Consider the following 18,594-nt stretch of genomic DNA (forward strand, 5'->3'; position numbering starts at 1 on the left):
AAACCAGCATTAAGCTGGTTTCTTGCCATAGCAAATTGATGCAGTATTGCGAAGAATAAAGTCTACGTCTTGGAAGCCAACAATGCGCACGCCACCTTTAGCACTTGATGAATACGGATCGACAGTAATATCAAGACCACCCCAAAGTGCGATGATTAAGTCAGCAAAGTTACCGAAGAACACATCACCATTGGCAATTTGATTGGTTACTTCTGTGCGGTAGCCGTTCATTGTATTGCCTGCTTCCCAGATTGTACTTTCTGTACCAGATCCAAAACGCGCTGTTGTTTTTGCATGACCGCGCATTGCTGCGTTAATCACATATGCCATACGGTCTGCTTCTGCATTATCAGATGCAATTTCAGACTCCATTTTCACCAATTCAGCAAAAGTAGGATTATCCGCAGCAAAATTCACGGCGTTAATGCCTGAAATATTTTTAAGGCCTAGTGGCTGATTTGCAGAACCTGAACCGTAATAAGCAGCATGGTCAATTTTCAATGCAATTGAACGGTTTAAATCATTCCAAACCAAATCTTCTGCTGCTGGAGAGCTTTGTTGTAAAAGCTTACGTGTAATCTCAACACGGCCACCAACTGTTTTAGGAGATGCTTTCAATTGTGAAGTGGTAGGGTTTGAAGCACCAACCTCTTCATCTTCACCCAACCAATATGCTGTTGAGCCAGCGGTTTGTTTTGGAATATCAACATCACCTACTAAACCGCCCATCACATAACCAAGACCCATGATTGATGTACGGTTACGAAGCATGTCAATAAACATGTCTGCACGATGGTCTTCAGCAACAATGCTTGCGCCAGAGCTTGTAGTACCCCCTTTTTCAAATGCACGATTTAATACATCTGATGGAACTAAGATACCTTGTGCAGTACGACCATACGCTTTTTCAGCTTCACGGCTACATTCCATTTCAAAAGCAGCTGCTTCTTTATCTGCTTGTGTTGCATTTGGAAGTAATGCACGAATTGCGCGAACCAAGCTAAAACGCTGAACTTCTGAATCAGATAAACCAAGGTTACTATCACGCGTTTGTTCGCGTAACGGTTTGCTTTGTTTTTTATGGGTTCGTTCTAAAATTGCAGCTTGCAAATCTGTTGCTGTTTTATTTTCATCAATAAATTGACGAACCAAGTCACCCGCACCAAAACGCTCACCTAAAGCAATAATATCGCTTACACGTTTGCGCTCTGCTTGCGCGCCTTGCTCTGCTGTATCATCAACAGCGCGAACCAATTCGATTGCACCAAAACGCTTGCCTTCTGCGTCTACTTGTTGACGTACTTGGTTGCCCTTTTCGTCAGTAAAATATTCCCAATTCATAATGTGTGTTCTCTGTTGATGAGGAATTTGAGTATTGTTTATTTTTTCATTTTGCAAATTCGCAGGCGTGTTTTCATTATTCACAATTGCAGAACGCCCCACCCCCACTGTGATATCCGCAGGTACAGATACAAGTGAAATCTCATAAGGCTCCCAATCTGTAATGAGATAGACATCATTATCATCACGTGTTTCTTTTAACTTGGCACCGAGTACGCGATAACCCACAGATACATGCTTACGAATACCATCTTTAACATCTTGAAAAATTTCTTCTGCATGTGCTGAGCGCCCAAAACGAACTACCGCACGACCTTTACGATCTGCATCAATGCGCACAGATTCAACAACACCTACCTGATCATCCCAATCATGATTCAGCAACAAAGAACCACCAATAATGCGGTCCATACGCATAGCGCCAGCACTATGATCTAGTACCTCAAAACCAAACCAACGCTGAACCTCCACTTCACTTGAAAATGAAAGCTCTACAGTGCGTTTTTCTTCATCAATTGAAGCGCGCTCAAAAGTAAAAGAACGCGTTAATGCCTCCTTGTTAAATTCAGGCAACACAGTGTTTGATGCATCACGTGTAAAATAGGTACCAGCCAAAGCCATCGCTAAATTGATACGGTTAATTTTCATTTACATACCTTCCTTTGGACGACCTACCGCCCCTGTTTGTTTGCGCCCCATGCTGGCAAGCACCATTTCTTCTGCGGTTTCAGCAGAAAAACCTTGATTAATGTATTCGTCTTTCATTGTTTTTAAATCACGCGCGGATTCCGCCCACACAGTCTGCGGATCTTTACCTTGTTCGCGAATTACAGAGCCTGGAGAAGTCAGCATGTTATTTTTTGCTTTTTCAGCGGCTGCTACTTCGCTTGATGGATCGATCCACGTCCAACGACGTGCTTGCCAAGAAACCTTGCTTAATCGGTCAAGTTCCAAGGCTTGATATGAAGAACCATTTTTTTTCTTAATATGGCCTTTCAATAGCGAATATTTGAGCCATTCAAAAAATACAGGCTCAATCAGCGTTTCAATTAGCCATTGTTGTAGTTCTTTCCAGTGTTCGCGCTCATCCAATGTGCCCTGACGAATACTTGAGAAGTTGACGTTTTCCAAATCTGAAGCAAGGTTGTTATATAAAACCCCCAAACCTGCGGCCATCGATCTAAGCATTGCTTTGTGAAATGGTAGAAATTCACCGGTTGGATAATTTGGCGACCACTCTTTAAGTTCAGCGCCTTCTGGCAGCATCGGAAATTCGCCCGCTTGCGATTCAATTTGAATCTCGTCGTCTTCTTCAAATTTAGGACCGAACCCCTCACGCCACTGAATAAAACCCATTTTGTAAGCAGATACACGTGCATTCACAATAGCTGAGTCTTCAAATTCTGAAATTTGATGTAATCGGAATAAGCTTGTAGAAGTCCAAGGCAAGCCACGCTTTTGCCCAACCATGTCTTCTAAAAATCCATGAATTACATCAGATGCTTCTACGCGAGTGTAATTATTAGTCGCTGTTCGATAGTAAACATCATCACCATCTGTAGCATTAAAGTAATATGCGATTGGCTTGCCATAAGTATTAAACTCAATGCCTTGGCGAATAAATCTGCCATTTTTCAACTTAGCGTTGTAATCAATTGGACAACGTTGTGCATCAATCAGCTGTAACGAAAACCCCCACGGCCCAGCGTCACCACCGCGAACGATCCGTGCAAAAAATTCACCATCCTTGGCGGCTGAAACCACACAAGTACGCTGAATAGAGCGCCATGTTTTCTTTGATTGAATATCGCAATTTTCTTTTTTCGACCAATCAGACCATGCAAACTCAAGTGCATCATTGGCTTGGGCATCAAGTTTACCTGCGGAGTTTTTAACTTGTGCTTGAAGTGTCACACCAGTAGGGCCAACAATATTTTGGTGCACCATGCGAACATAGTTTTTCGCATAGTCATTGTTTGAGCATTGCTCACGACTACGTGCAACTAAAATTCTTTGATTGCGTTCAATTACTATATCCGCGCTGATCGGCATAGATGGCCACTTACTGTTTAAGCGGCTTGAAACAGCAGCTTTAAAAGAGCGAACCATATTTCGATATAGTTTTTTAGGCTTGTTCACAGTTACGTCATTCAATTCTGTAACGTGTGGAGTTCTGATTTGGTCTTCTTTCTTTATTAATCCAAACATGGTTTACCCCAAACGCACACGTAATGTTTTACCGAACATGCTTTTGCCGGATAGCTTTGCTTCTTCACGGCTCACTTCTGCTCGATACTGATCACGTAGTTTCTTTAAAGTTTCTAGTGGTGTTCGATATAGTTCACGGTTGTTAATTCTGTATCGTTCTTGATCAAGAGATGCACGCCCTTCAATAGTTGCCTCAATTGCATCTAATGTTTTACGTGCATGACTTCTTAAATCTTGGCTTGTAGATATCGCTGCCAAGTCTGCTTTAATCTCAACAGCACCAGCTTCAAGTTCATCAACTTCACCAGATTCAGTTTGAATTGCTCGAAGTGAATAGCCGTAATGACCCGCTTTGTATTCTTTAGTAACCAAAGCTGAAATATTGAAAATATGCATATTGCCCTGTGGTTCTGCCTGCATATCAATTGCATCAGCACCACGTAAATAGGCGTGAATTGTCCAATCGGAGGCAGGATAAGCGGTCAAATTCAAACTAAATTTAAACGTAGTACCTGATTTGATTTGGTTTGGAAATTGCTGACCACTCATGTATTTTTAACCAAAAATGCGTGTTTTCTTGGTCTTATCATTATTTTTTAGGCGTTTTTTTTCATTATTCACAATTGCAAAAAGCACCCTTTCGGATGCTTGTAAAAATTTAAATTTAAACTTCTTCCAGAACTTCAGAAAGCCCATTTAAGGCTAATGCAGCCTGCCAATTCTCCTGAGCATCACCATCAAGCATCAGGCGCTCATACAGAAACTCAAGCGATGGCTGTAACTCTGTAGGCACTATCTGCTGTCGCAATTCATCATCACTGAATAAAGCATAATCTTCAGGCTTCCACCACGAATGACAGCCCCAATAGATTACACCATTACTGTCAATTAACTTTACAGATAAGTTGTTTTCACCACATCCGTAGAGTTCAGCAATTTGATTGATCGCGTCTTTGTGAGCATCGGGGATGATGTTGACGACTGATAAGTTAAATTTCATACACCAGCCCTCTTGTTGAATTCAGTAGTAATAGCAGATGCTTCACTGGGAGTTAAAGCCCTGTTAATCACCAACAATCCACAATGGTCTTTATTGTCCTCATAAGTTGCAGGGATGGTTTGATTGGTGAGAATCTGCGTACCGACATTTGGAACCGATCGAATCACTGTGCATCCTGTTAATTGCGCAGGTAGGTTTGTGATGAGCTTGTCGTCTACAGCATCAAAATCAATTCGACGCGGGGAGTCTTGTAAAATAGGGCGAGAAGCTGAAGTGGATTGATAGGCATGGTTTCCAGAAATAGCCTTAATCGAATGAAATTTTATATCCACATCAGTTGGATGTACGTCCCTATGGAAATAAATTGTATTATCTGTGCGATTGCACAGCAAGATTACTCTGTACCTACCTACGCTTTTAGGTACTATGTATGAAATTCCAACACTATGATCAATTCGTATACCTCCACTACCTTGACGTACCACCTCAAAGTCTACAATCGCCCATCTCTTATTAGCCCCTACAGTCGGAATACCCACATAAGATGCTGTTGAATCAGCAGTGAATACATTGTATGTATTTGCTGAAATCTTTGTTGAGCCACCAAGAGAAGTAACCTTAGCATCATCAAACAACTCACTACCCAGAACCAACCCCTTACTCTTATCCAACACCAACCCTACTGGCTGCCCTGCCGCTGTAACTGGAATAGTCCCCGCAGCATCCTGATACATAGTACTTAGATCATTAGGGTCGTAGAAGAAGCCCTGTTCACCGTTTGAGAATAGTTTGCGCATTAGTGAGTGTATGGTTTCATTAACAAAAATGGCAGCTTTACCAGTTTTGGGCTCAATAGCTGCTCTTGAATTGACGATAGCCATAATTAACCTCGTCTTAATAAAACATCACCACCAACAACTTTGATGTAATGCCAGCTTTGCTGTAATACAGATGAATCATTAATAGCCAAATCTACAATCTTGACCCAGTTGACTTGATCGTGACTCCCATACACAGCACTCGCTGTTGCTGTTGATTGATATGTATATAGAGATGACAAGCCTTTTATTTTGTAAATTTGACCATTTTTAAGAGTAACTAGCTCAGCTGGAGAGATTTCAGTAACCATTTTATTTACTCAAATATAAAATTTGAATGTAGTCAAAGCTAACTTTGAAATCATTATTCAGTTTTGTTGTTGGTATTTAGGACGGCTTCTTATTTCCAAATATTCGTTTTTTCTTAACCACAGCACTCTTGATAGCTGGCATGACTATTTTTGCTTGTGGCTTTTTAACAACCTTACGTTTAACAACAGTTTTAGGCTTAGATTCGGTATTCTCTTTATTTTCAATCACAGGTTGATCTGACACATCTATTGATACACGCTCAGCTACACGCTTTAAATTCGGCTGCATAATTTTTAAAGCAGCCAAAGCATATACACGACAATCCAGTGCCTCATTACGTGCCCGATCTGGTTTGTGCCACTCACGAATCGGCTGTCCTTTCACATAACGAATAATCAATTTTTCAGCTGTTAATTGTCGGTACCACTCCATTTCTCGGTCATGTGGAAAGTGACAATATCCTGGTCCTTTCTTTTCCAAATCTAAACGGCGCATGACTGTCAGTTTTGCTTCGTCGACCCCGACAATAAATAAATCAATTTTTCGTTTATCTTTACCTGACTGTTTACGCTGAGGGCTTTGCACAATCGGCATCCCCCAACCTGCACGCCCTTTAATCGCAAAGACTTTTCTGTTTCTACGGCTCTTTACATATTCATAAGCCCTTTGTGTATAGCCAGCGGTACCACCCGTATCTAAACATGCAGCCGAAACACTCAGTTGTGCACCCGATTCATGCAAATACGTAGCTTCAAGAATGTCGTCTAATTCTTCCCAGATTTCATCACCCAGCGGATCACCCCAAAGTACACGGTAATCAATAGACCAACTTTCCTCACCGACTCCCCAAGCGACAATCTCAAGTTCTAAACGATCCATCTGCATGTCGATACCACAAGTTAGATAGACACCTGCGTTCGGCACACGTGCGACATATTCCTCAGCACGCAATTGAAGTATTTCAGGATCTGCCTTATCTCCATTTTCTTCATAAGTTTCACCCAGTGACACATTTACAAATACCTGTAAATCATCAAGTGTCAATTTATCCAAATAGGATTGCACGATGTCACGCATCTTACGGAATGTAGAAAGCATCTCTGGTGCGTGAAAGCTAATATGCCCCTTAAAAGGCTTTTCGGCTTTCCAACCATGACCAAGTTTTTCAGCATTGCGAATCGATGCAATGCGCTCACCATCAGACCAAATGTCACCACAGCATTCGCAGCGATAACCTGCAGTTTCCACATCATGCTCTTGGTCTAGATCTTCTTTTGCATCTTGAATGTTAGTAGATTTACGGCCTTGCCAAGTAACATTTTCCCACCTTAAAAATTGCGCTTCATTGCAATGTGGGCATGGCACATAGTAACGGCGCATATCGCCTTGCTTAAATGCATTTTCAACACGGCTTGCACCTGCAATGGTTGGTGTGCTTGATTCAGTTCTTAATGCTTGGTCGCCAAATGTTGCTGAACGCTGAGCAAGTAATTCAATTGGATCACCTTCTGCCGTTGCCTCCATGCCGTCAATTTCATCGGCATGCGTAATTGGTGCAGAACGTGAGCGCAATGTCTTTGGAGAACCTGCCCATGAAAACATCAACCACCCGCCAACATAAGAAATCATGCGACTGTTATTCACACCATCACGGCTACGAGGCTTGGCCATCTTTTGAGAAATAGATTTGTTCGCTTCAATCATTGGACGAAGCTTAGTTTCTAGAAAAGTTTGCACATCGCCTTGTGTTGGCTGTACGAATATTTGTGATTTAGGCTCATGAGCAATGAAATAACCGGTTGCGCACTGCTGAATGGTAGTTTTACCAAGCTGCGCGCCTGTCATGTAGGTGATGCGACGAACACCATATTCTTTAATGGCGTCAATCATCCCTCTTTGATAAGGTGCGTTATCAAAATTAATAGGACCCGGTATCGCATTACCCACAGGGATTTTAATATTTTTTTCTGCCCACTTGCTTGGCAAAATATCTGGTGGCGGTACCAGATGATGCATAGAGCGTTTTACAGCATCTAAAACAGATCCGTGATTACTGAATATAGATAAATCACTCAATCTCTTCCTCCTCCAGCTCCTCTTCCGCTGAAGTTTCAAGCGCCAAGACCAATTCAGCTTTTAATTTCTCTTTAAAAGCTCTTTCATCAGTTTCACCAAGTAGCTGTAAAACGGCACGCTGCGGCACATTCATAATATTTGCACGTATAGCAGCAAATACCATTGCTTGAGCACGCTCAAACTCTGCAATTAATGCAACCTCACCTTTTTTTGTGGCCAACTCTAATTCAGTAAGTTCTGTTTTTGCTTTTTGCTCACGCAATTTTAATTCTTCGAGGTCATCTGGAATGCCACCTGTTGCTCGATCAACTGCTTCGTCTTGGAGCCATGATGAAATTTGGGCTGTATTAAACTTCCATTCTTGCCCCTTTCCATGACCACGCACTACTACTGGGCAGCCTTTTTTTACCCACGAATCAACGGTTGTTAAAGCAACCCCAAAAACCTCTGCAAGCCCTGCTCTACTTACGTTTTGACCCTTTACAGCATTCGTCATGACAAGACATCATCCAAACCTATTTATATTTAAGAAGTAGTAGTATGTAGCGATTTTGAAATTCACACAGATATGAAAACCTGCGAGGTCTTTGCCCCCGCCTTGGGTGCCCCTCTGGAAGTACCTTGGGAAACTATTTTTTCATTGATATTAGATGGTTCGGTCTGACCGTTGCATAAGGCTCTGTCCTGCTGGATCAGCGCTTGAGCACTCTTGAGTTGCTCTGCTACGGCGTCTGCTCTTGCGGCATACCGAATAAGAAATTCGACATCTGTGTCGTGAAGTCCGCCTGTTGTGGCTGCATGATGACTGACGGTGCTGTCGGCAACGATGGACACATCGGGACATTTCTTGGCTTTGAGTGAGTCGCGCAAGCTGAGATTGTTAGCGCGATACTCATCAATAAGAGTTGTTTCATTGTGCTGTAATTCCTTAATCTTTTCAAGGTACTTAGTCTCAAGTTGCTCTTGTTTTTTGTAACTATTACGCTCACGATTTAACGCATTATCAGCCTGTGTTTTAAGGTCTTCGAGCTGCGTCTCATAAGTCTGTATTTGTTCTGATTGAGCACTGTTATATCCATAGTCATAACAGCACCAACCAATGAAAATACTGGTCAGTAAGAAGCCAAGAGCAACAATGAGTTTGATGTTCATATCGACCTATTTCAAAAATAGAAGTTTTTCTTTAGCACGGCGGTTCACCAGCCCGTTAATGACTTTGCCATTGTCATAGATCCAACGGTCGAACTGATTAGCAGCTAATCCAAACTTTGATTGGTTGATTAGCGTCAGCATGGTGCTTTTCACAAATGCTGTCTCGCCAACGTTGTAAACAAATGAAGCCAATGCATCGAATTGGTTTTGATTGAGTTTTACTTTGATGTGTTTATCAAGGCATGCATCCACCCATTTGCAATCGTTCATCAGCCATAAGTTTGCTTGGCCTTGGGTGCAGGTATCACCTTGTTTGACGGTCACACCATTTGGATACTTGATCGTTCCATAGCCAATCGTCCAAACACCGCCAGTATCTTTATAAGCTTGGTTCCGAAAGCCTTCACTTTCACGGATGATGGAATAGCCATAACCTGAAATATCAAAATGACCACTTACAGTATTAGTTAATGAAAACCCGATCAGCGTTGCGAATGTTGTTAAGCCATGGCATGCAATAATTTCATCGCCAGCAATCACTTGTGACTGCTCAAGCTTTCCGCCTGACATTGATCGTAACCATGAATATGCCTGTGCAACTTGACTCGATTGATCAATACTCATCACTTACCACCCCGCTTAAACCAGTTTTTCATCATTTCTATGAAAAATGATGTAAATCCGACCTGCTTATATGCACCCGATTTAATCCAAGCGAAGAACTCTTGTAAGACCAACCCACCAAGCGCTCCAGTCAAAAAACCAATACCACCCGCATGACTCGGTGCAAGCGCCGTGTAATGCATAATGAGTAAAGTGAGGTAATGTGCTGTAAATGCACCCGACAGTAAAAACACGGCGTAGTCTTTGGGTGTTTTAAGCTGCTCTTTGTTGTATCTAGTAGCCACTATTGCCCCCACTAAACCTGCAATCCAATACTGCATTACATTAAGAGAGTCACTTAGGAATTTAAGTATAGCGACCCACCATTCGTTTCCACCCATTGCACAAATACCTGCGATAATTTTTTTTATTGTTCAGTATCACAATTGAATTTTCATTATTCACAATTTAAAAGTCATCTGCTGTTTACTTAATTCCACCTCATAGATTCTTGATACAATTCGTTCAGTTACATTGAAAATATTCGCAAGCTCTTGAATACCCAAACCGCTTTTAATCATTTGGCGGATACCGTTGTCGCGTGTTTTCAAAATGAGTTGTTTACACTGAGCTAACACAAGTAACTCTCCACCAAATTCTTTGGAAAGTTTTTCTGCATCTGGATAACCAAGAGTTTTTACAAGGAAATGATTCATCTCGAGTCTTTTCAGTTTTGGCACATAAAGAAGTAATTGTCCCTGTCCTGCACGTTTTTCTGTTTTGTATCGTGGGCATTGGCTAACAAGATAAAGTGCATTATGTCGACCAATGACCTCAGCAATACTTTTTAAATCCCCATTCAAATCACCAATACTTTCCATATCACGACCCTATCTAGTGTTTAGCTATACGGCGAAAAACCAACATTGCTGCATCACGCGCATGCTCATTCGTACGTTCAATCCAACCGGTGCGCTTTTTAAATACATCGGCCTTTGTTTTGGTTGCATTGGCTGCTGGATGAATCATTAAGTAATTCAACCCTTGCTCCTTACACCAATCTTCCCAAATCTGTGCATCACGCTTTACCGATCCAACACCTTGTGCTTTCTCACGACCACCAGTGAACCAGGTGCGCTGCCGAGCATCTTCAATGAATAAACAGACGTTTTCTTTTCCATAGTGCACAACAAACTCAAGCGTGCGACTCATGGCCTGAGTAATCGTTAAGGATCTAACTTCAAATAGTTCACCACCATTGCCTTTGTCTTCTGCCACGGCGTAGCCTGTGTTCACACCTGTATCGATGCCAATGAGATACTTAGTCATTCAATACAAACTCCCCATCACCTTTGCAAAAACACACATAGCCAACTTGAACGGTTAAATTGCGGTACCCGATGCCCTTGTCAAAATCAAAGAGCTTATCGCCGTGTATAAATCTCAAGTTTTTAAAGAATGGTTGTGCTGTAAAAAATGCTTCAAATTCTTCAGTGCGATCCACTAGTGGGATTACTTCCACATCAGCACACAAACACATGAACGGCGTTCCATCATCTAAGCGCCCAAATACCCGACCATCTTCAACACGATCCAATACACCGTACCCAGTGAAGCGTTTGCCTGAGTAAATCGTTGCTGATTCACCAACAAAATCCACTTTTACGCGGTCGCCTTTATTCATCCCTTCACCTCAAATAACTGTTTAGCTTTACCACTCAGGTAATATCGATTTTCTAGGCCTTCACTGTGTTTTGCATACAGAAGCCCCATCTGAACCAAATTTTTTAAATAGCGCTGTACAGCACGTTTCGTCACCTGCGGCATTACCTGTAGCTGTATTTCTGATGCTGTTGCTACTGATGTGTTTTTAACAACTAAAAGAACATCGATTCCACGCTCTAGCACGGCGGCGCTATTGAGCTTTGAAAATGCTTGATTCACACTTCACCCCCAACACGATTAAACGTCTTCCCTATTCTTGCTGCCAACTCAGGCGGGCAAGGAACACCAGTACGATTGCGGTCATTGTTATCGAGCTGCTTTGGAGCCTTAGGCTTCACCCACATTTCTTGAGTCTTGCCACTCGCCTTAGCACGGCGTAGGTAATCCACATAAATATCTTTGAAAGCGAAGTGAGCTGATTTCTGTCCCTCTGCGCTCAACACATGGCGAACTTCATCAAGTACGCGCTTGGTCAGCGTTGTGATCTTCGTTTGTGGATCTGATCCAAACTGCATGGCCTTTGCCCACGCCATATCAGCAGTCCACCAATCACCGCCCTGTTCACACCAGCTGCGGAATGTCGGTAAATTCTTCGGGCACCACTCTTCAGAGTTCATGCGCGCTAAGCCACGTGCGATATCTGCTGGGGTTAGGCCATTTAGGACTGTGCAGGCCAATTGGCGAAGTTCTTCATCCGCATAAACTTCAAAATTTTTCGTGAATGCTGACCCGTAAAGATCACTCATGCGCTGAAGAACCATGTCCGCTACTTCAATCGGGAAATCAATCGCAAATGCTTGTTCGAATAATTGGATATTGCTCATGCACACTCTCCTTGAACATTTCGCATTGGTACTGGTTGATTTGCTTGGCTACCAAAACGACGGCGTTCCGAAGGTTGTTGAACTGGTGCTGATGTGTTCTTCGGTGGGTACACGCTTTGGTAACTGCCAATGATCGACGATTCCAAGGATTGATTTGCCCCTATACCGAAACCAATTAATTTGTTGATCAGCAACTTCACGGCGTTTTCAGTCAGTGGTTTTTTGATGCTGTTGCGCATATCAACAAACTGAATCCACAAATCACGATTTACATTCACTGGTAACTCAACCTGAGCTGCATCAAATTTATTTTTTTTCTTATTATTCTCCTGCGAAGTCTCCTGAGAGTCTCTTGTATTACAGATTGGTTCATTTTGACCCAATGGAGATTGGTTCATTTTGACCTTATCCATTGGTTCATTCTGACCTAATCCATCAGTCCATTTTGAGCCATTGCATTGGCTCATTTTGACCTTATCAATAGAATCAATAGCTTGGCTATTTTCCTCACCAATTTTATTTAAGACCTCATAGTTAATCGCATAATAATTAACTTGATTTGATCGCTTATTATCAAATTGCTCTACACACAATAACCCCTGATCTTTAAGCGATTTTATTGTGCGTTTTAGGGTTGAAAGCGACATATATTTAAATTGGTCTAGCCACTCATCGTAGGTGTTATAAACCCATTTCTTCTCGTCTCGCACAAACTTTGAAACACCTAGCCAATAATGCAGCTGTTGTAAAAAAACAGCTTCATTTAAACCAATAGCTTTGGCTAGTGATGGCTGAACCTGTAATGGTGATTCGTTAATCAGAAGCTTTGACATAGCGAGCTCCTTTGCTTGAATTGCAGCTTTTACACATGGTTTGAAGATTTTCGAATGTAGTTTCACCACCAATTGATTCTGGCTTGATATGGTCACAAGTAAGGTTTTTTTGAATCCCGCAGGTCACACACTTAAAGCCGTCTCGCTCATATACAGCCATTCTCAAGCTGTTACCTATGTGTTTTTTCTTATAACCCTTCTGTAGAACTGGAGTCTCTTCTGTCCAAGAAAAAAACGTACCGTACTGTGCTTTATGAACCACATTTAAAATGGTGTTCGCGCAAAGGTTGCAAATAACAACATCTGCACAAATATTTGTGTAAGCTGGGTTTGAATACTCTTCTTCGCAGTTTCGACACACCTCTGGTGTTTCACAGTCAAATTTATATGTTCCACTCATTAGTTTAATAACCCCGCAGCAGCAACGAGCGCCGTCAATCTTGTTAATCCAAAGGCTGTAATGCGTGCTTGGGTGTACACCTTGTCACCCTCTACACATGCAATCACCTGTGAAACCTTGTTTACCATTACCTTTTGCTCTACTCGTTGCGCGTATGCACATAACCGTCGGTGACGGCTGTTTTCTCGGTATACCCAGTGCTTCTTCAACATGAAGTCAATGAGCTTTGATTCTTGAATGCCGATGGTCTTTGCTGAATCACGGATTGAATACGTGTTTACAGTGTCTGCAATCACATCCATGACCTGTGCCTTAGGCTCTAACACGGCGACATGGTCCTTAAGCGCTTGGTTTTCTTGTTCAGCAGCTAAGGCCAATTGGATTAGATCCATTCGGCTGAGTTCGACAGGCTTTGCAGTTTGGCTTTCCAACTCATACCAACGCTTTACCAGGAGCGCCGTGAATTGAGGGCAAAGCTGTGCAACCACGGTAATGCTGTCTAATTTCCCTTGCTCACCGCTAAAAACGTATGCATCAGAGAAGCGATTAGGGCTAAGTGATTGTTTGTTTTCAACTTTCGCCATTGGCGGTAGTTGAATTACGTCCTTATTAGCTAAACGCTCAATAGAAAGCTTCACATTGCGCGGTTCTGTATGAGCAATCTGAGCAATTTCAATGTGATTGATTGAACCTGTAATTGCTTGTGGTATACTTATTGGCATGTTCATTTGATTTCCTTTTTGGTTATCAACGTTAAAAGCCTGATCTCGTCCATCAGGCTTTTTCTGTTTCTGCGCTTGATGTGTATTTCTTCATTTGCTTAAGCGCTGCTTGATCAACCGCTGCGATCAACTCTGTTAAGCTCTGCGTCAACTGGTGAATTTCTTCATATTCCGCAGGTGTGATAACGCCATCTTCATAAGCTTCATACACAACATGGTTTGCCTTTCCGCTCTTAATGTTGTGCTGCATCATTGCTTCAAAAATTGATAACTCATGATGTTTGCTTGAGTCGCAGCTCACTGGTACCAATGCATAGCCAAGTTGATGTGCCCACACTTTTAAAATTTCTGGGTTCTGCGTATACATCATGATTGTTTCGAGCTTTTTTAAACTCGGTAGGTGGTTTGGCATGCCTACGTTTCCGTAGTTGCAGATTGTGTTATGCGAATCACCAGTAACCTGAGCAATTTCTTTTGGTGAAATACCCTTAGTCTGGTTGATCATTTTAAAAATGGCCGTTTGTGCTTCGCGGCTAAGTGATATTTCTTGCATTTGTGAAATCCTTTTGATTTTTCACGTTTATTTAAAACATTGACCGAAACATAATTGGGTTATGAAGTTAATTCGGTTTAATTGAGCGCAAATAAGCCCAATTGATATCGGGACGCAGTTGTTCTGCTAAAACTTGGTTATTGGTGAATTCTTGGATTTGCTCACAACGATCTGTAGGAATTTTTGAAAGATTCCATTTGCTTAGTGCCCAAGGTGTAATTCCAATGCCGCGCGCCAAGGCTGCTTGCGACCCAGCGATTTGCACAGCTTTTTTAAAAGCTTCTAATGGGGAAATCATAATTATGCTAAATTCACTACTTAAAGTAGAAGATAATATACTACCAAAAATAGAATTGGTGCAACCTAAAATACAAGATAAAATTCTACCTACAGTAGAAAATAGGACGCCCTTAATGTCTGAGCCGAAATACCTTGATTTTTCATTAAGGCTTAAAGAGTTAATGGACAGAGATGGATCTGAAATTAAAACAGTGAACCAATTAAAAGATGCTCTTGGGGTCACTTATGAAATGGCACGGCGCTACACGCTGGGTACTGCTAAACCGCGTGAAGAAAAATTAAAGGTACTGGCTGATGTTCTTCATGTGGACATCAGTTATTTAGATCACGGTATAAAGTTTGATAACAACATTGATCTATCAAAAAAAATCCCCTTAGAGGGTCGCCCTATTCCTGTTATTTCATGGGTTGCGGCAGGCTCACTTTCTTCAATTGAGACCGTTTTAAAAGACACTGAAATTGATGAATGGCTTCCACCAAATAAAGACTGTGGAAAAAGTGGTTACGGCTTAAAAGTTACTGGCATGTCAATGTCACCCTTCTTTCTTCCAGACGACCGTATTTATGTGAATCCTGAGGTGCAAACTTTTGATTTACAAACTGGCGATTTAGTCATTATTGCGTGCTATGGAGAAACTGAAGCTACCTTTAAAAAATTAATTATTGAAGGTGATAACAAGTACTTACAGCCGTTAAATCCCAACTGGCCAGAGCAGATTATTAAACTTAGCGAAGATTGTAGATTGGTTGGCAAGGTTGTTGGTTTGTATAGAAAAATATAAAAGCTGAATTAAGTAAAAAGGATTAATTATGGATACTGTATATATACTTGTTATTGAAAATAATAACCAAAACACACATCTAAAGTTAAAAGGCTTTTTTTCAAAAGATATGATTGATTTTGTTAGAATTAGTAATGATGCATATATTCTACAATATGTAAATTATCGACTAAGCTCATTTATAGATGATATTGATGATTTAGTAGGAAACCATGGTCATGTTTTTGTTGCTCCCTTAATGTTTGATGGTGAAGATTGGGAAATCAAGGGAGCTAATCAAAATGGTGTTGCAGAACAATTAATCGACATGAAAGAGAAATTAATTAAATCATTAAAAGGCTAGTAGAAGTTTGCACCACATCTATCACTCATTATTTCGGATAAAGGTTTGTCTTTTACCGACTCTATGATGTGGTCTAAAAAATAAGGTTTTAACTTATCAATCGTTTTCACAATATCATCAATATTGGCGGTATTTTCACTTAAATAAAAATGAACCATCTTCATTTTAAAGTTTAAAAGTAAGAGATCTTCACTACTTTTCGCTTCAAAGTCATTAAAGTTTCCTTTAAAAAAATATTCTTCAAGGGCTTTGGTTTTTTCAATAATTTCCTCAGGGGCTTTTATCCCAGCTCTCGTTAATAATAATAGGGTTCTATAACGCCAGTCACCCGAAGTTAAATGACTAACACTTGCTGGATTATGTTTGATATTCATATTTTAAATTCCTAATTCAAATGTACTTATAAAATTAACTGTGAACCCGACACAGTCCTTACAACAGATCGGGTGGAGAAAAAAATGAAAGCTTTATTGATTCTGAAAGACCATCAATTTAACCCTAATAGATTTAATGAGTTAGCAGGTGCAGAATCACAAAATGGTTATGAGATAATTTCCTCTAGTGTTTTTCTTTTTGAGCTTGCTCTCGCTTCTCATCTTCTAGCAAATATACAAAGTTGGCTAAACGATCAAGAAAAGTCTTACCGTGTAATATACCTTCAAGGCGAACATTCACATTTTGATTCTTACATTTACAACATACTTGATGCTCTCTAAATTTCTCAGGATTAAGTATAGCCTCCAACTTAGCAAAAACTTCTTGAAGTTCAATAGGGTTTAAAACCCCTTTTGCAATTAAAGCCAACATGAGATTATATTTTTGATCTTCTGACATAACAAACTCCATCCAACCCACCCCATCGGTGGGTTTTCTTTTGCCTATTAAATCATATTTACAACTTTAGGTAGAAAATATTTTCTACTATCTATTGACAATAATTCTACTTAAAGTAGTATTTAAATCACACACCAACCCAATGTGAGTAAACCAAAAATGACAAAACAAACAGATGCACCTCAATTCGTTGCCGACCTCTCAGGCGGTAATTTCTCGCAGCAACTTGGTATCGCTATTTCAGAAGTAGCTCAAGGCGTTGTAGCAAACGGCAAAAAAGGCCAAGTCAAAGTGACTATCGACATTTCACGTATTGGTGAATCAAACCAAGTGAATATCTCGCACACCCTTGCCTATGTAGAACCTACTGCCAAAGGCAAACGCTCAGAAGACACAACCTCTGAAACACCAATGTATTTAAACAACGATGGCAGCGTCACTATCTTTGCCAATCACACAAAACAATTGTTTAACGAATTCGAAAAAGCTTAACCAACAACACAAAACCTTTAATTTTTTTAACCATCAATAGGAATGTTCCAAATGGAAAACTCAAACACAGAATCAACTCTAGGCGTTTCAATCGGTCACTTAGAACCAATTAGTGTTGAACCACCTGTTGAAAAATTGGTACGCGGTGACTTAATTGCTGTAAATAACGATTACAGCATTGAGGATCTGGAGGTTTTCGCACATGGTCGCAACCGTGCACGCGGTTTGCTAAAAACCCCATCTTTTGAAGATTTCAAAAGCTTTGTTTTAGATAGTAACCCTCACAAAAATGAAGATGAATTGGTTGTGCCTACCCCTGCACCAGTATTTGTTGATCATAAAAACGTATCTGCTACTGCAATTTTAAACTTTTCTTTAAAAGGTTTTTCACAAGGCCATTGCGACCATAAAGCCCTATTACAACTAGAACCAACGGTTGTTTGGTCAAAGCTGAATGCACTTAAAGACCGCAAACTTTCTCAACGTGATTTTGCTGTCTTCTTAGAAGACTGGGTAAGCGTATTAGAAATTACTGATGCTGTAGGTAATGTAATTGGCGGTGCGCAAGCATTGGCAGCTGTCCGCAATATGAAAATTGATGCGACGGTTAGCGCTGATCACTCAGTTGGCAATATGTCTGAAAGTCGCTCTCGCTTTGACCAAGTTGAAGCGCGTTCTAAAGAAGAATTTACGCCTGCATATTTCAAGATCCGTGACTCTGCTTATTTTGGTTTAGATGAGCGTCTTATTGTTCTGCGTTTAGTCATCCACACAAATGATGACAAGCCAGCCTTCTCAATTCAGATCGTAAAAGAAGAATTATTGCTAGACGAAATCATTCAAGACTTTAAAGCCAAAGTAATTGAATTACTGCCTGACAACCCTGTTCGTATCGGAACATTCACAGCTTAATTTTAGACATTAAAAAGCCCTGATTACTTTGCACGGCGATCAGGGCTCTTTGTAAACACTTGCAAGCTTACGGGACTAATTATGAATCAACGCGCATCGCATAGCAAACTACCTGAGTTTGGCGCAACCAAAAGCCAAACTTCTGCAATCCTCTACCAAGAACCGACCTTGGAAGAAACCAAGCCACAACATAAGCCAGTTATCGAGTTCGTAAAGAACTTTGCAGCAAGCACCCTACTAATGATCAGTATTTTCGGTATTTGTTTAGTTATTTTGAAAGGCTGTGCCGACGATGTTGAACATCAGAAAGCTATGGCAGTTAAGCATCAAATGCAGTTTGCGTCTCTAAACTAATTTTCAAACA

General features: G+C 40.9%; 28 protein-coding genes. 5 read left to right on the forward strand and 23 right to left on the reverse strand.

Features of this window, described 5'->3' with window-relative positions; translation table 11 throughout:
* Window positions 1–9: 9 nt before the first annotated feature.
* The 21 genes from AC4MDD_RS13000 to AC4MDD_RS13100 form a co-directional block, all read right to left on the reverse strand.
* Window positions 10–1,989: a phage major capsid protein gene (locus AC4MDD_RS13000; protein WP_491881783.1), complete on the reverse strand. Its 1,980-nt coding sequence runs from the start codon at window positions 1,987–1,989 to the stop codon at window positions 10–12.
* On the reverse strand, window positions 1,990–3,549 hold the full coding sequence (locus AC4MDD_RS13005; protein ID WP_491881784.1) for a phage portal protein: 1,560 nt from the start codon (window positions 3,547–3,549) through the stop codon (window positions 1,990–1,992).
* A 3-nt stretch (window positions 3,550–3,552) separates the two neighbouring features.
* Window positions 3,553–4,098, reverse strand: a complete 546-nt coding sequence (locus tag AC4MDD_RS13010; protein ID WP_491881785.1) for a hypothetical protein — start codon at window positions 4,096–4,098, stop codon at window positions 3,553–3,555.
* Window positions 4,099–4,213: 115 nt separating this feature from the next.
* Window positions 4,214–4,549 (reverse strand): hypothetical protein, encoded by a 336-nt coding sequence (locus tag AC4MDD_RS13015; RefSeq protein WP_491881786.1) that lies wholly within the window; start codon window positions 4,547–4,549, stop codon window positions 4,214–4,216.
* On the reverse strand, window positions 4,546–5,430 hold the full coding sequence (locus tag AC4MDD_RS13020; protein WP_491881787.1) for a hypothetical protein: 885 nt from the start codon (window positions 5,428–5,430) through the stop codon (window positions 4,546–4,548). The genes AC4MDD_RS13015 and AC4MDD_RS13020 overlap by 4 nt, the downstream gene beginning before the upstream one ends.
* Window positions 5,431–5,432: 2 nt before the next feature.
* Window positions 5,433–5,678 (reverse strand): hypothetical protein, encoded by a 246-nt coding sequence (locus AC4MDD_RS13025; RefSeq protein ID WP_131230003.1) that lies wholly within the window; start codon window positions 5,676–5,678, stop codon window positions 5,433–5,435.
* 76 nt (window positions 5,679–5,754) lie between these two features.
* A complete protein-coding gene (locus AC4MDD_RS13030) occupies window positions 5,755–7,755 on the reverse strand; it encodes a phage terminase large subunit family protein (RefSeq protein WP_491881788.1) in 2,001 nt (666 codons plus the stop codon).
* On the reverse strand, window positions 7,748–8,251 hold the full coding sequence (locus tag AC4MDD_RS13035) for a terminase small subunit (protein WP_279698867.1): 504 nt from the start codon (window positions 8,249–8,251) through the stop codon (window positions 7,748–7,750). Before AC4MDD_RS13035 ends, AC4MDD_RS13030 begins: the two co-directional genes overlap by 8 nt.
* 62 nt (window positions 8,252–8,313) lie before the next feature.
* Complete coding sequence (locus AC4MDD_RS13040) at window positions 8,314–8,907, reverse strand: hypothetical protein (protein ID WP_491881789.1); 594 nt, start codon at window positions 8,905–8,907, stop codon at window positions 8,314–8,316.
* Window positions 8,908–8,913: 6 nt separating this feature from the next.
* Window positions 8,914–9,531: a lysozyme gene (locus AC4MDD_RS13045; RefSeq protein ID WP_348923313.1), complete on the reverse strand. Its 618-nt coding sequence runs from the start codon at window positions 9,529–9,531 to the stop codon at window positions 8,914–8,916.
* Complete coding sequence (locus AC4MDD_RS13050) at window positions 9,531–9,911, reverse strand: hypothetical protein (RefSeq protein ID WP_491881790.1); 381 nt, start codon at window positions 9,909–9,911, stop codon at window positions 9,531–9,533. Before AC4MDD_RS13050 ends, AC4MDD_RS13045 begins: the two co-directional genes overlap by 1 nt.
* Before the next feature lie 60 nt (window positions 9,912–9,971).
* Window positions 9,972–10,391 (reverse strand): Mor transcription activator family protein, encoded by a 420-nt coding sequence (locus tag AC4MDD_RS13055; protein WP_491881791.1) that lies wholly within the window; start codon window positions 10,389–10,391, stop codon window positions 9,972–9,974.
* A gap of 13 nt (window positions 10,392–10,404) precedes the next feature.
* Window positions 10,405–10,839, reverse strand: a complete 435-nt coding sequence (locus AC4MDD_RS13060) for a hypothetical protein (protein ID WP_491881792.1) — start codon at window positions 10,837–10,839, stop codon at window positions 10,405–10,407.
* Entirely contained in the window at window positions 10,832–11,194 is a 363-nt protein-coding gene (locus AC4MDD_RS13065; RefSeq protein WP_491881793.1) for a hypothetical protein, read from the reverse strand. The genes AC4MDD_RS13060 and AC4MDD_RS13065 overlap by 8 nt, the downstream gene beginning before the upstream one ends.
* Window positions 11,191–11,454 carry a hypothetical protein gene (locus AC4MDD_RS13070; protein WP_078388967.1) on the reverse strand — a complete coding sequence of 88 codons (264 nt, stop codon included), beginning with the start codon at window positions 11,452–11,454 and terminating at the stop codon, window positions 11,191–11,193. Before AC4MDD_RS13070 ends, AC4MDD_RS13065 begins: the two co-directional genes overlap by 4 nt.
* Window positions 11,451–12,059 carry a restriction endonuclease gene (locus AC4MDD_RS13075; RefSeq protein ID WP_491882622.1) on the reverse strand — a complete coding sequence of 203 codons (609 nt, stop codon included), beginning with the start codon at window positions 12,057–12,059 and terminating at the stop codon, window positions 11,451–11,453. The genes AC4MDD_RS13070 and AC4MDD_RS13075 overlap by 4 nt, the downstream gene beginning before the upstream one ends.
* Entirely contained in the window at window positions 12,056–12,892 is an 837-nt protein-coding gene (locus AC4MDD_RS13080; protein ID WP_491881794.1) for a phage replication initiator YdaU family protein, read from the reverse strand. Before AC4MDD_RS13080 ends, AC4MDD_RS13075 begins: the two co-directional genes overlap by 4 nt.
* Window positions 12,873–13,292: an HNH endonuclease gene (locus AC4MDD_RS13085; protein WP_491881795.1), complete on the reverse strand. Its 420-nt coding sequence runs from the start codon at window positions 13,290–13,292 to the stop codon at window positions 12,873–12,875. The genes AC4MDD_RS13080 and AC4MDD_RS13085 overlap by 20 nt, the downstream gene beginning before the upstream one ends.
* Window positions 13,292–14,020 carry a phage antirepressor KilAC domain-containing protein gene (locus AC4MDD_RS13090; RefSeq protein ID WP_491881796.1) on the reverse strand — a complete coding sequence of 243 codons (729 nt, stop codon included), beginning with the start codon at window positions 14,018–14,020 and terminating at the stop codon, window positions 13,292–13,294. The genes AC4MDD_RS13085 and AC4MDD_RS13090 overlap by 1 nt, the downstream gene beginning before the upstream one ends.
* A 46-nt stretch (window positions 14,021–14,066) precedes the next feature.
* Window positions 14,067–14,567 carry a phage regulatory CII family protein gene (locus AC4MDD_RS13095; RefSeq protein WP_491881797.1) on the reverse strand — a complete coding sequence of 167 codons (501 nt, stop codon included), beginning with the start codon at window positions 14,565–14,567 and terminating at the stop codon, window positions 14,067–14,069.
* Between the two features lie 67 nt (window positions 14,568–14,634).
* On the reverse strand, window positions 14,635–14,865 hold the full coding sequence (locus AC4MDD_RS13100; protein WP_010326038.1) for a transcriptional regulator: 231 nt from the start codon (window positions 14,863–14,865) through the stop codon (window positions 14,635–14,637).
* 4 nt (window positions 14,866–14,869) lie between these two features.
* On the opposite strand from AC4MDD_RS13100, the gene AC4MDD_RS13105 reads away from it, so the two are divergent.
* Together AC4MDD_RS13105 and AC4MDD_RS13110 are read left to right on the forward strand one after the other, a co-directional pair.
* Window positions 14,870–15,649 (forward strand): LexA family protein, encoded by a 780-nt coding sequence (locus AC4MDD_RS13105; protein ID WP_491881798.1) that lies wholly within the window; start codon window positions 14,870–14,872, stop codon window positions 15,647–15,649.
* A 28-nt stretch (window positions 15,650–15,677) separates the two neighbouring features.
* A complete protein-coding gene (locus AC4MDD_RS13110; protein ID WP_419380972.1) occupies window positions 15,678–15,992 on the forward strand; it encodes a hypothetical protein in 315 nt (104 codons plus the stop codon).
* Here the strand turns inward: AC4MDD_RS13110 and AC4MDD_RS13115 are convergent.
* Together AC4MDD_RS13115 and AC4MDD_RS13120 are read right to left on the reverse strand one after the other, a co-directional pair.
* Entirely contained in the window at window positions 15,989–16,366 is a 378-nt protein-coding gene (locus AC4MDD_RS13115; RefSeq protein WP_419380971.1) for a hypothetical protein, read from the reverse strand. The two genes, AC4MDD_RS13110 and AC4MDD_RS13115, sit on opposite strands and share 4 nt — an antisense overlap.
* Before the next feature lie 184 nt (window positions 16,367–16,550).
* Window positions 16,551–16,826 (reverse strand): hypothetical protein, encoded by a 276-nt coding sequence (locus tag AC4MDD_RS13120; RefSeq protein ID WP_491881799.1) that lies wholly within the window; start codon window positions 16,824–16,826, stop codon window positions 16,551–16,553.
* A 159-nt stretch (window positions 16,827–16,985) separates the two neighbouring features.
* Here AC4MDD_RS13120 and AC4MDD_RS13125 point away from each other — a divergent pair, with 159 nt between their 5' ends.
* The 3 genes from AC4MDD_RS13125 to AC4MDD_RS13135 all read left to right on the forward strand — a co-directional run bounded on the left by AC4MDD_RS13125 (window position 16,986) and on the right by AC4MDD_RS13135 (window position 18,584).
* Window positions 16,986–17,318: a YfdP family phage-associated protein gene (locus AC4MDD_RS13125; RefSeq protein WP_005400134.1), complete on the forward strand. Its 333-nt coding sequence runs from the start codon at window positions 16,986–16,988 to the stop codon at window positions 17,316–17,318.
* Between the two features lie 51 nt (window positions 17,319–17,369).
* A complete protein-coding gene (locus AC4MDD_RS13130; protein WP_491881800.1) occupies window positions 17,370–18,230 on the forward strand; it encodes a DUF2303 family protein in 861 nt (286 codons plus the stop codon).
* 81 nt (window positions 18,231–18,311) lie between these two features.
* Window positions 18,312–18,584 carry a hypothetical protein gene (locus AC4MDD_RS13135; RefSeq protein WP_491881801.1) on the forward strand — a complete coding sequence of 91 codons (273 nt, stop codon included), beginning with the start codon at window positions 18,312–18,314 and terminating at the stop codon, window positions 18,582–18,584.
* Window positions 18,585–18,594: the final 10 nt, after the last annotated feature.

This window comes from Acinetobacter sp. CAU_H_29a_1, from assembly GCF_058599505.1.

Coding starts and splice junctions, on each gene's coding strand:
- AC4MDD_RS13100 (WP_010326038.1), bottom strand. CDS start 14,865: ATGATTTCCCCATTAGAAGCTTTTAAAAAAGCTGTGCAAATCGCTGGG.
- AC4MDD_RS13110 (WP_419380972.1), top strand. CDS start 15,678: ATGGATACTGTATATATACTTGTTATTGAAAATAATAACCAAAACACA.
- AC4MDD_RS13065 (WP_491881793.1), bottom strand. CDS start 11,194: ATGAATAAAGGCGACCGCGTAAAAGTGGATTTTGTTGGTGAATCAGCA.
- AC4MDD_RS13050 (WP_491881790.1), bottom strand. CDS start 9,911: ATGGGTGGAAACGAATGGTGGGTCGCTATACTTAAATTCCTAAGTGAC.
- AC4MDD_RS13085 (WP_491881795.1), bottom strand. CDS start 13,292: ATGAGTGGAACATATAAATTTGACTGTGAAACACCAGAGGTGTGTCGA.
- AC4MDD_RS13105 (WP_491881798.1), top strand. CDS start 14,870: ATGCTAAATTCACTACTTAAAGTAGAAGATAATATACTACCAAAAATA.
- AC4MDD_RS13115 (WP_419380971.1), bottom strand. CDS start 16,366: ATGAATATCAAACATAATCCAGCAAGTGTTAGTCATTTAACTTCGGGT.
- AC4MDD_RS13055 (WP_491881791.1), bottom strand. CDS start 10,391: ATGGAAAGTATTGGTGATTTGAATGGGGATTTAAAAAGTATTGCTGAG.
- AC4MDD_RS13120 (WP_491881799.1), bottom strand. CDS start 16,826: ATGTCAGAAGATCAAAAATATAATCTCATGTTGGCTTTAATTGCAAAA.
- AC4MDD_RS13005 (WP_491881784.1), bottom strand. CDS start 3,549: ATGTTTGGATTAATAAAGAAAGAAGACCAAATCAGAACTCCACACGTT.
- AC4MDD_RS13095 (WP_491881797.1), bottom strand. CDS start 14,567: ATGCAAGAAATATCACTTAGCCGCGAAGCACAAACGGCCATTTTTAAA.
- AC4MDD_RS13035 (WP_279698867.1), bottom strand. CDS start 8,251: ATGACGAATGCTGTAAAGGGTCAAAACGTAAGTAGAGCAGGGCTTGCA.
- AC4MDD_RS13040 (WP_491881789.1), bottom strand. CDS start 8,907: ATGAACATCAAACTCATTGTTGCTCTTGGCTTCTTACTGACCAGTATT.
- AC4MDD_RS13090 (WP_491881796.1), bottom strand. CDS start 14,020: ATGAACATGCCAATAAGTATACCACAAGCAATTACAGGTTCAATCAAT.
- AC4MDD_RS13045 (WP_348923313.1), bottom strand. CDS start 9,531: ATGAGTATTGATCAATCGAGTCAAGTTGCACAGGCATATTCATGGTTA.
- AC4MDD_RS13075 (WP_491882622.1), bottom strand. CDS start 12,059: ATGAGCAATATCCAATTATTCGAACAAGCATTTGCGATTGATTTCCCG.
- AC4MDD_RS13020 (WP_491881787.1), bottom strand. CDS start 5,430: ATGGCTATCGTCAATTCAAGAGCAGCTATTGAGCCCAAAACTGGTAAA.
- AC4MDD_RS13130 (WP_491881800.1), top strand. CDS start 17,370: ATGGAAAACTCAAACACAGAATCAACTCTAGGCGTTTCAATCGGTCAC.
- AC4MDD_RS13015 (WP_491881786.1), bottom strand. CDS start 4,549: ATGAAATTTAACTTATCAGTCGTCAACATCATCCCCGATGCTCACAAA.
- AC4MDD_RS13135 (WP_491881801.1), top strand. CDS start 18,312: ATGAATCAACGCGCATCGCATAGCAAACTACCTGAGTTTGGCGCAACC.
- AC4MDD_RS13080 (WP_491881794.1), bottom strand. CDS start 12,892: ATGTCAAAGCTTCTGATTAACGAATCACCATTACAGGTTCAGCCATCA.
- AC4MDD_RS13125 (WP_005400134.1), top strand. CDS start 16,986: ATGACAAAACAAACAGATGCACCTCAATTCGTTGCCGACCTCTCAGGC.
- AC4MDD_RS13010 (WP_491881785.1), bottom strand. CDS start 4,098: ATGAGTGGTCAGCAATTTCCAAACCAAATCAAATCAGGTACTACGTTT.
- AC4MDD_RS13025 (WP_131230003.1), bottom strand. CDS start 5,678: ATGGTTACTGAAATCTCTCCAGCTGAGCTAGTTACTCTTAAAAATGGT.
- AC4MDD_RS13000 (WP_491881783.1), bottom strand. CDS start 1,989: ATGAAAATTAACCGTATCAATTTAGCGATGGCTTTGGCTGGTACCTAT.
- AC4MDD_RS13060 (WP_491881792.1), bottom strand. CDS start 10,839: ATGACTAAGTATCTCATTGGCATCGATACAGGTGTGAACACAGGCTAC.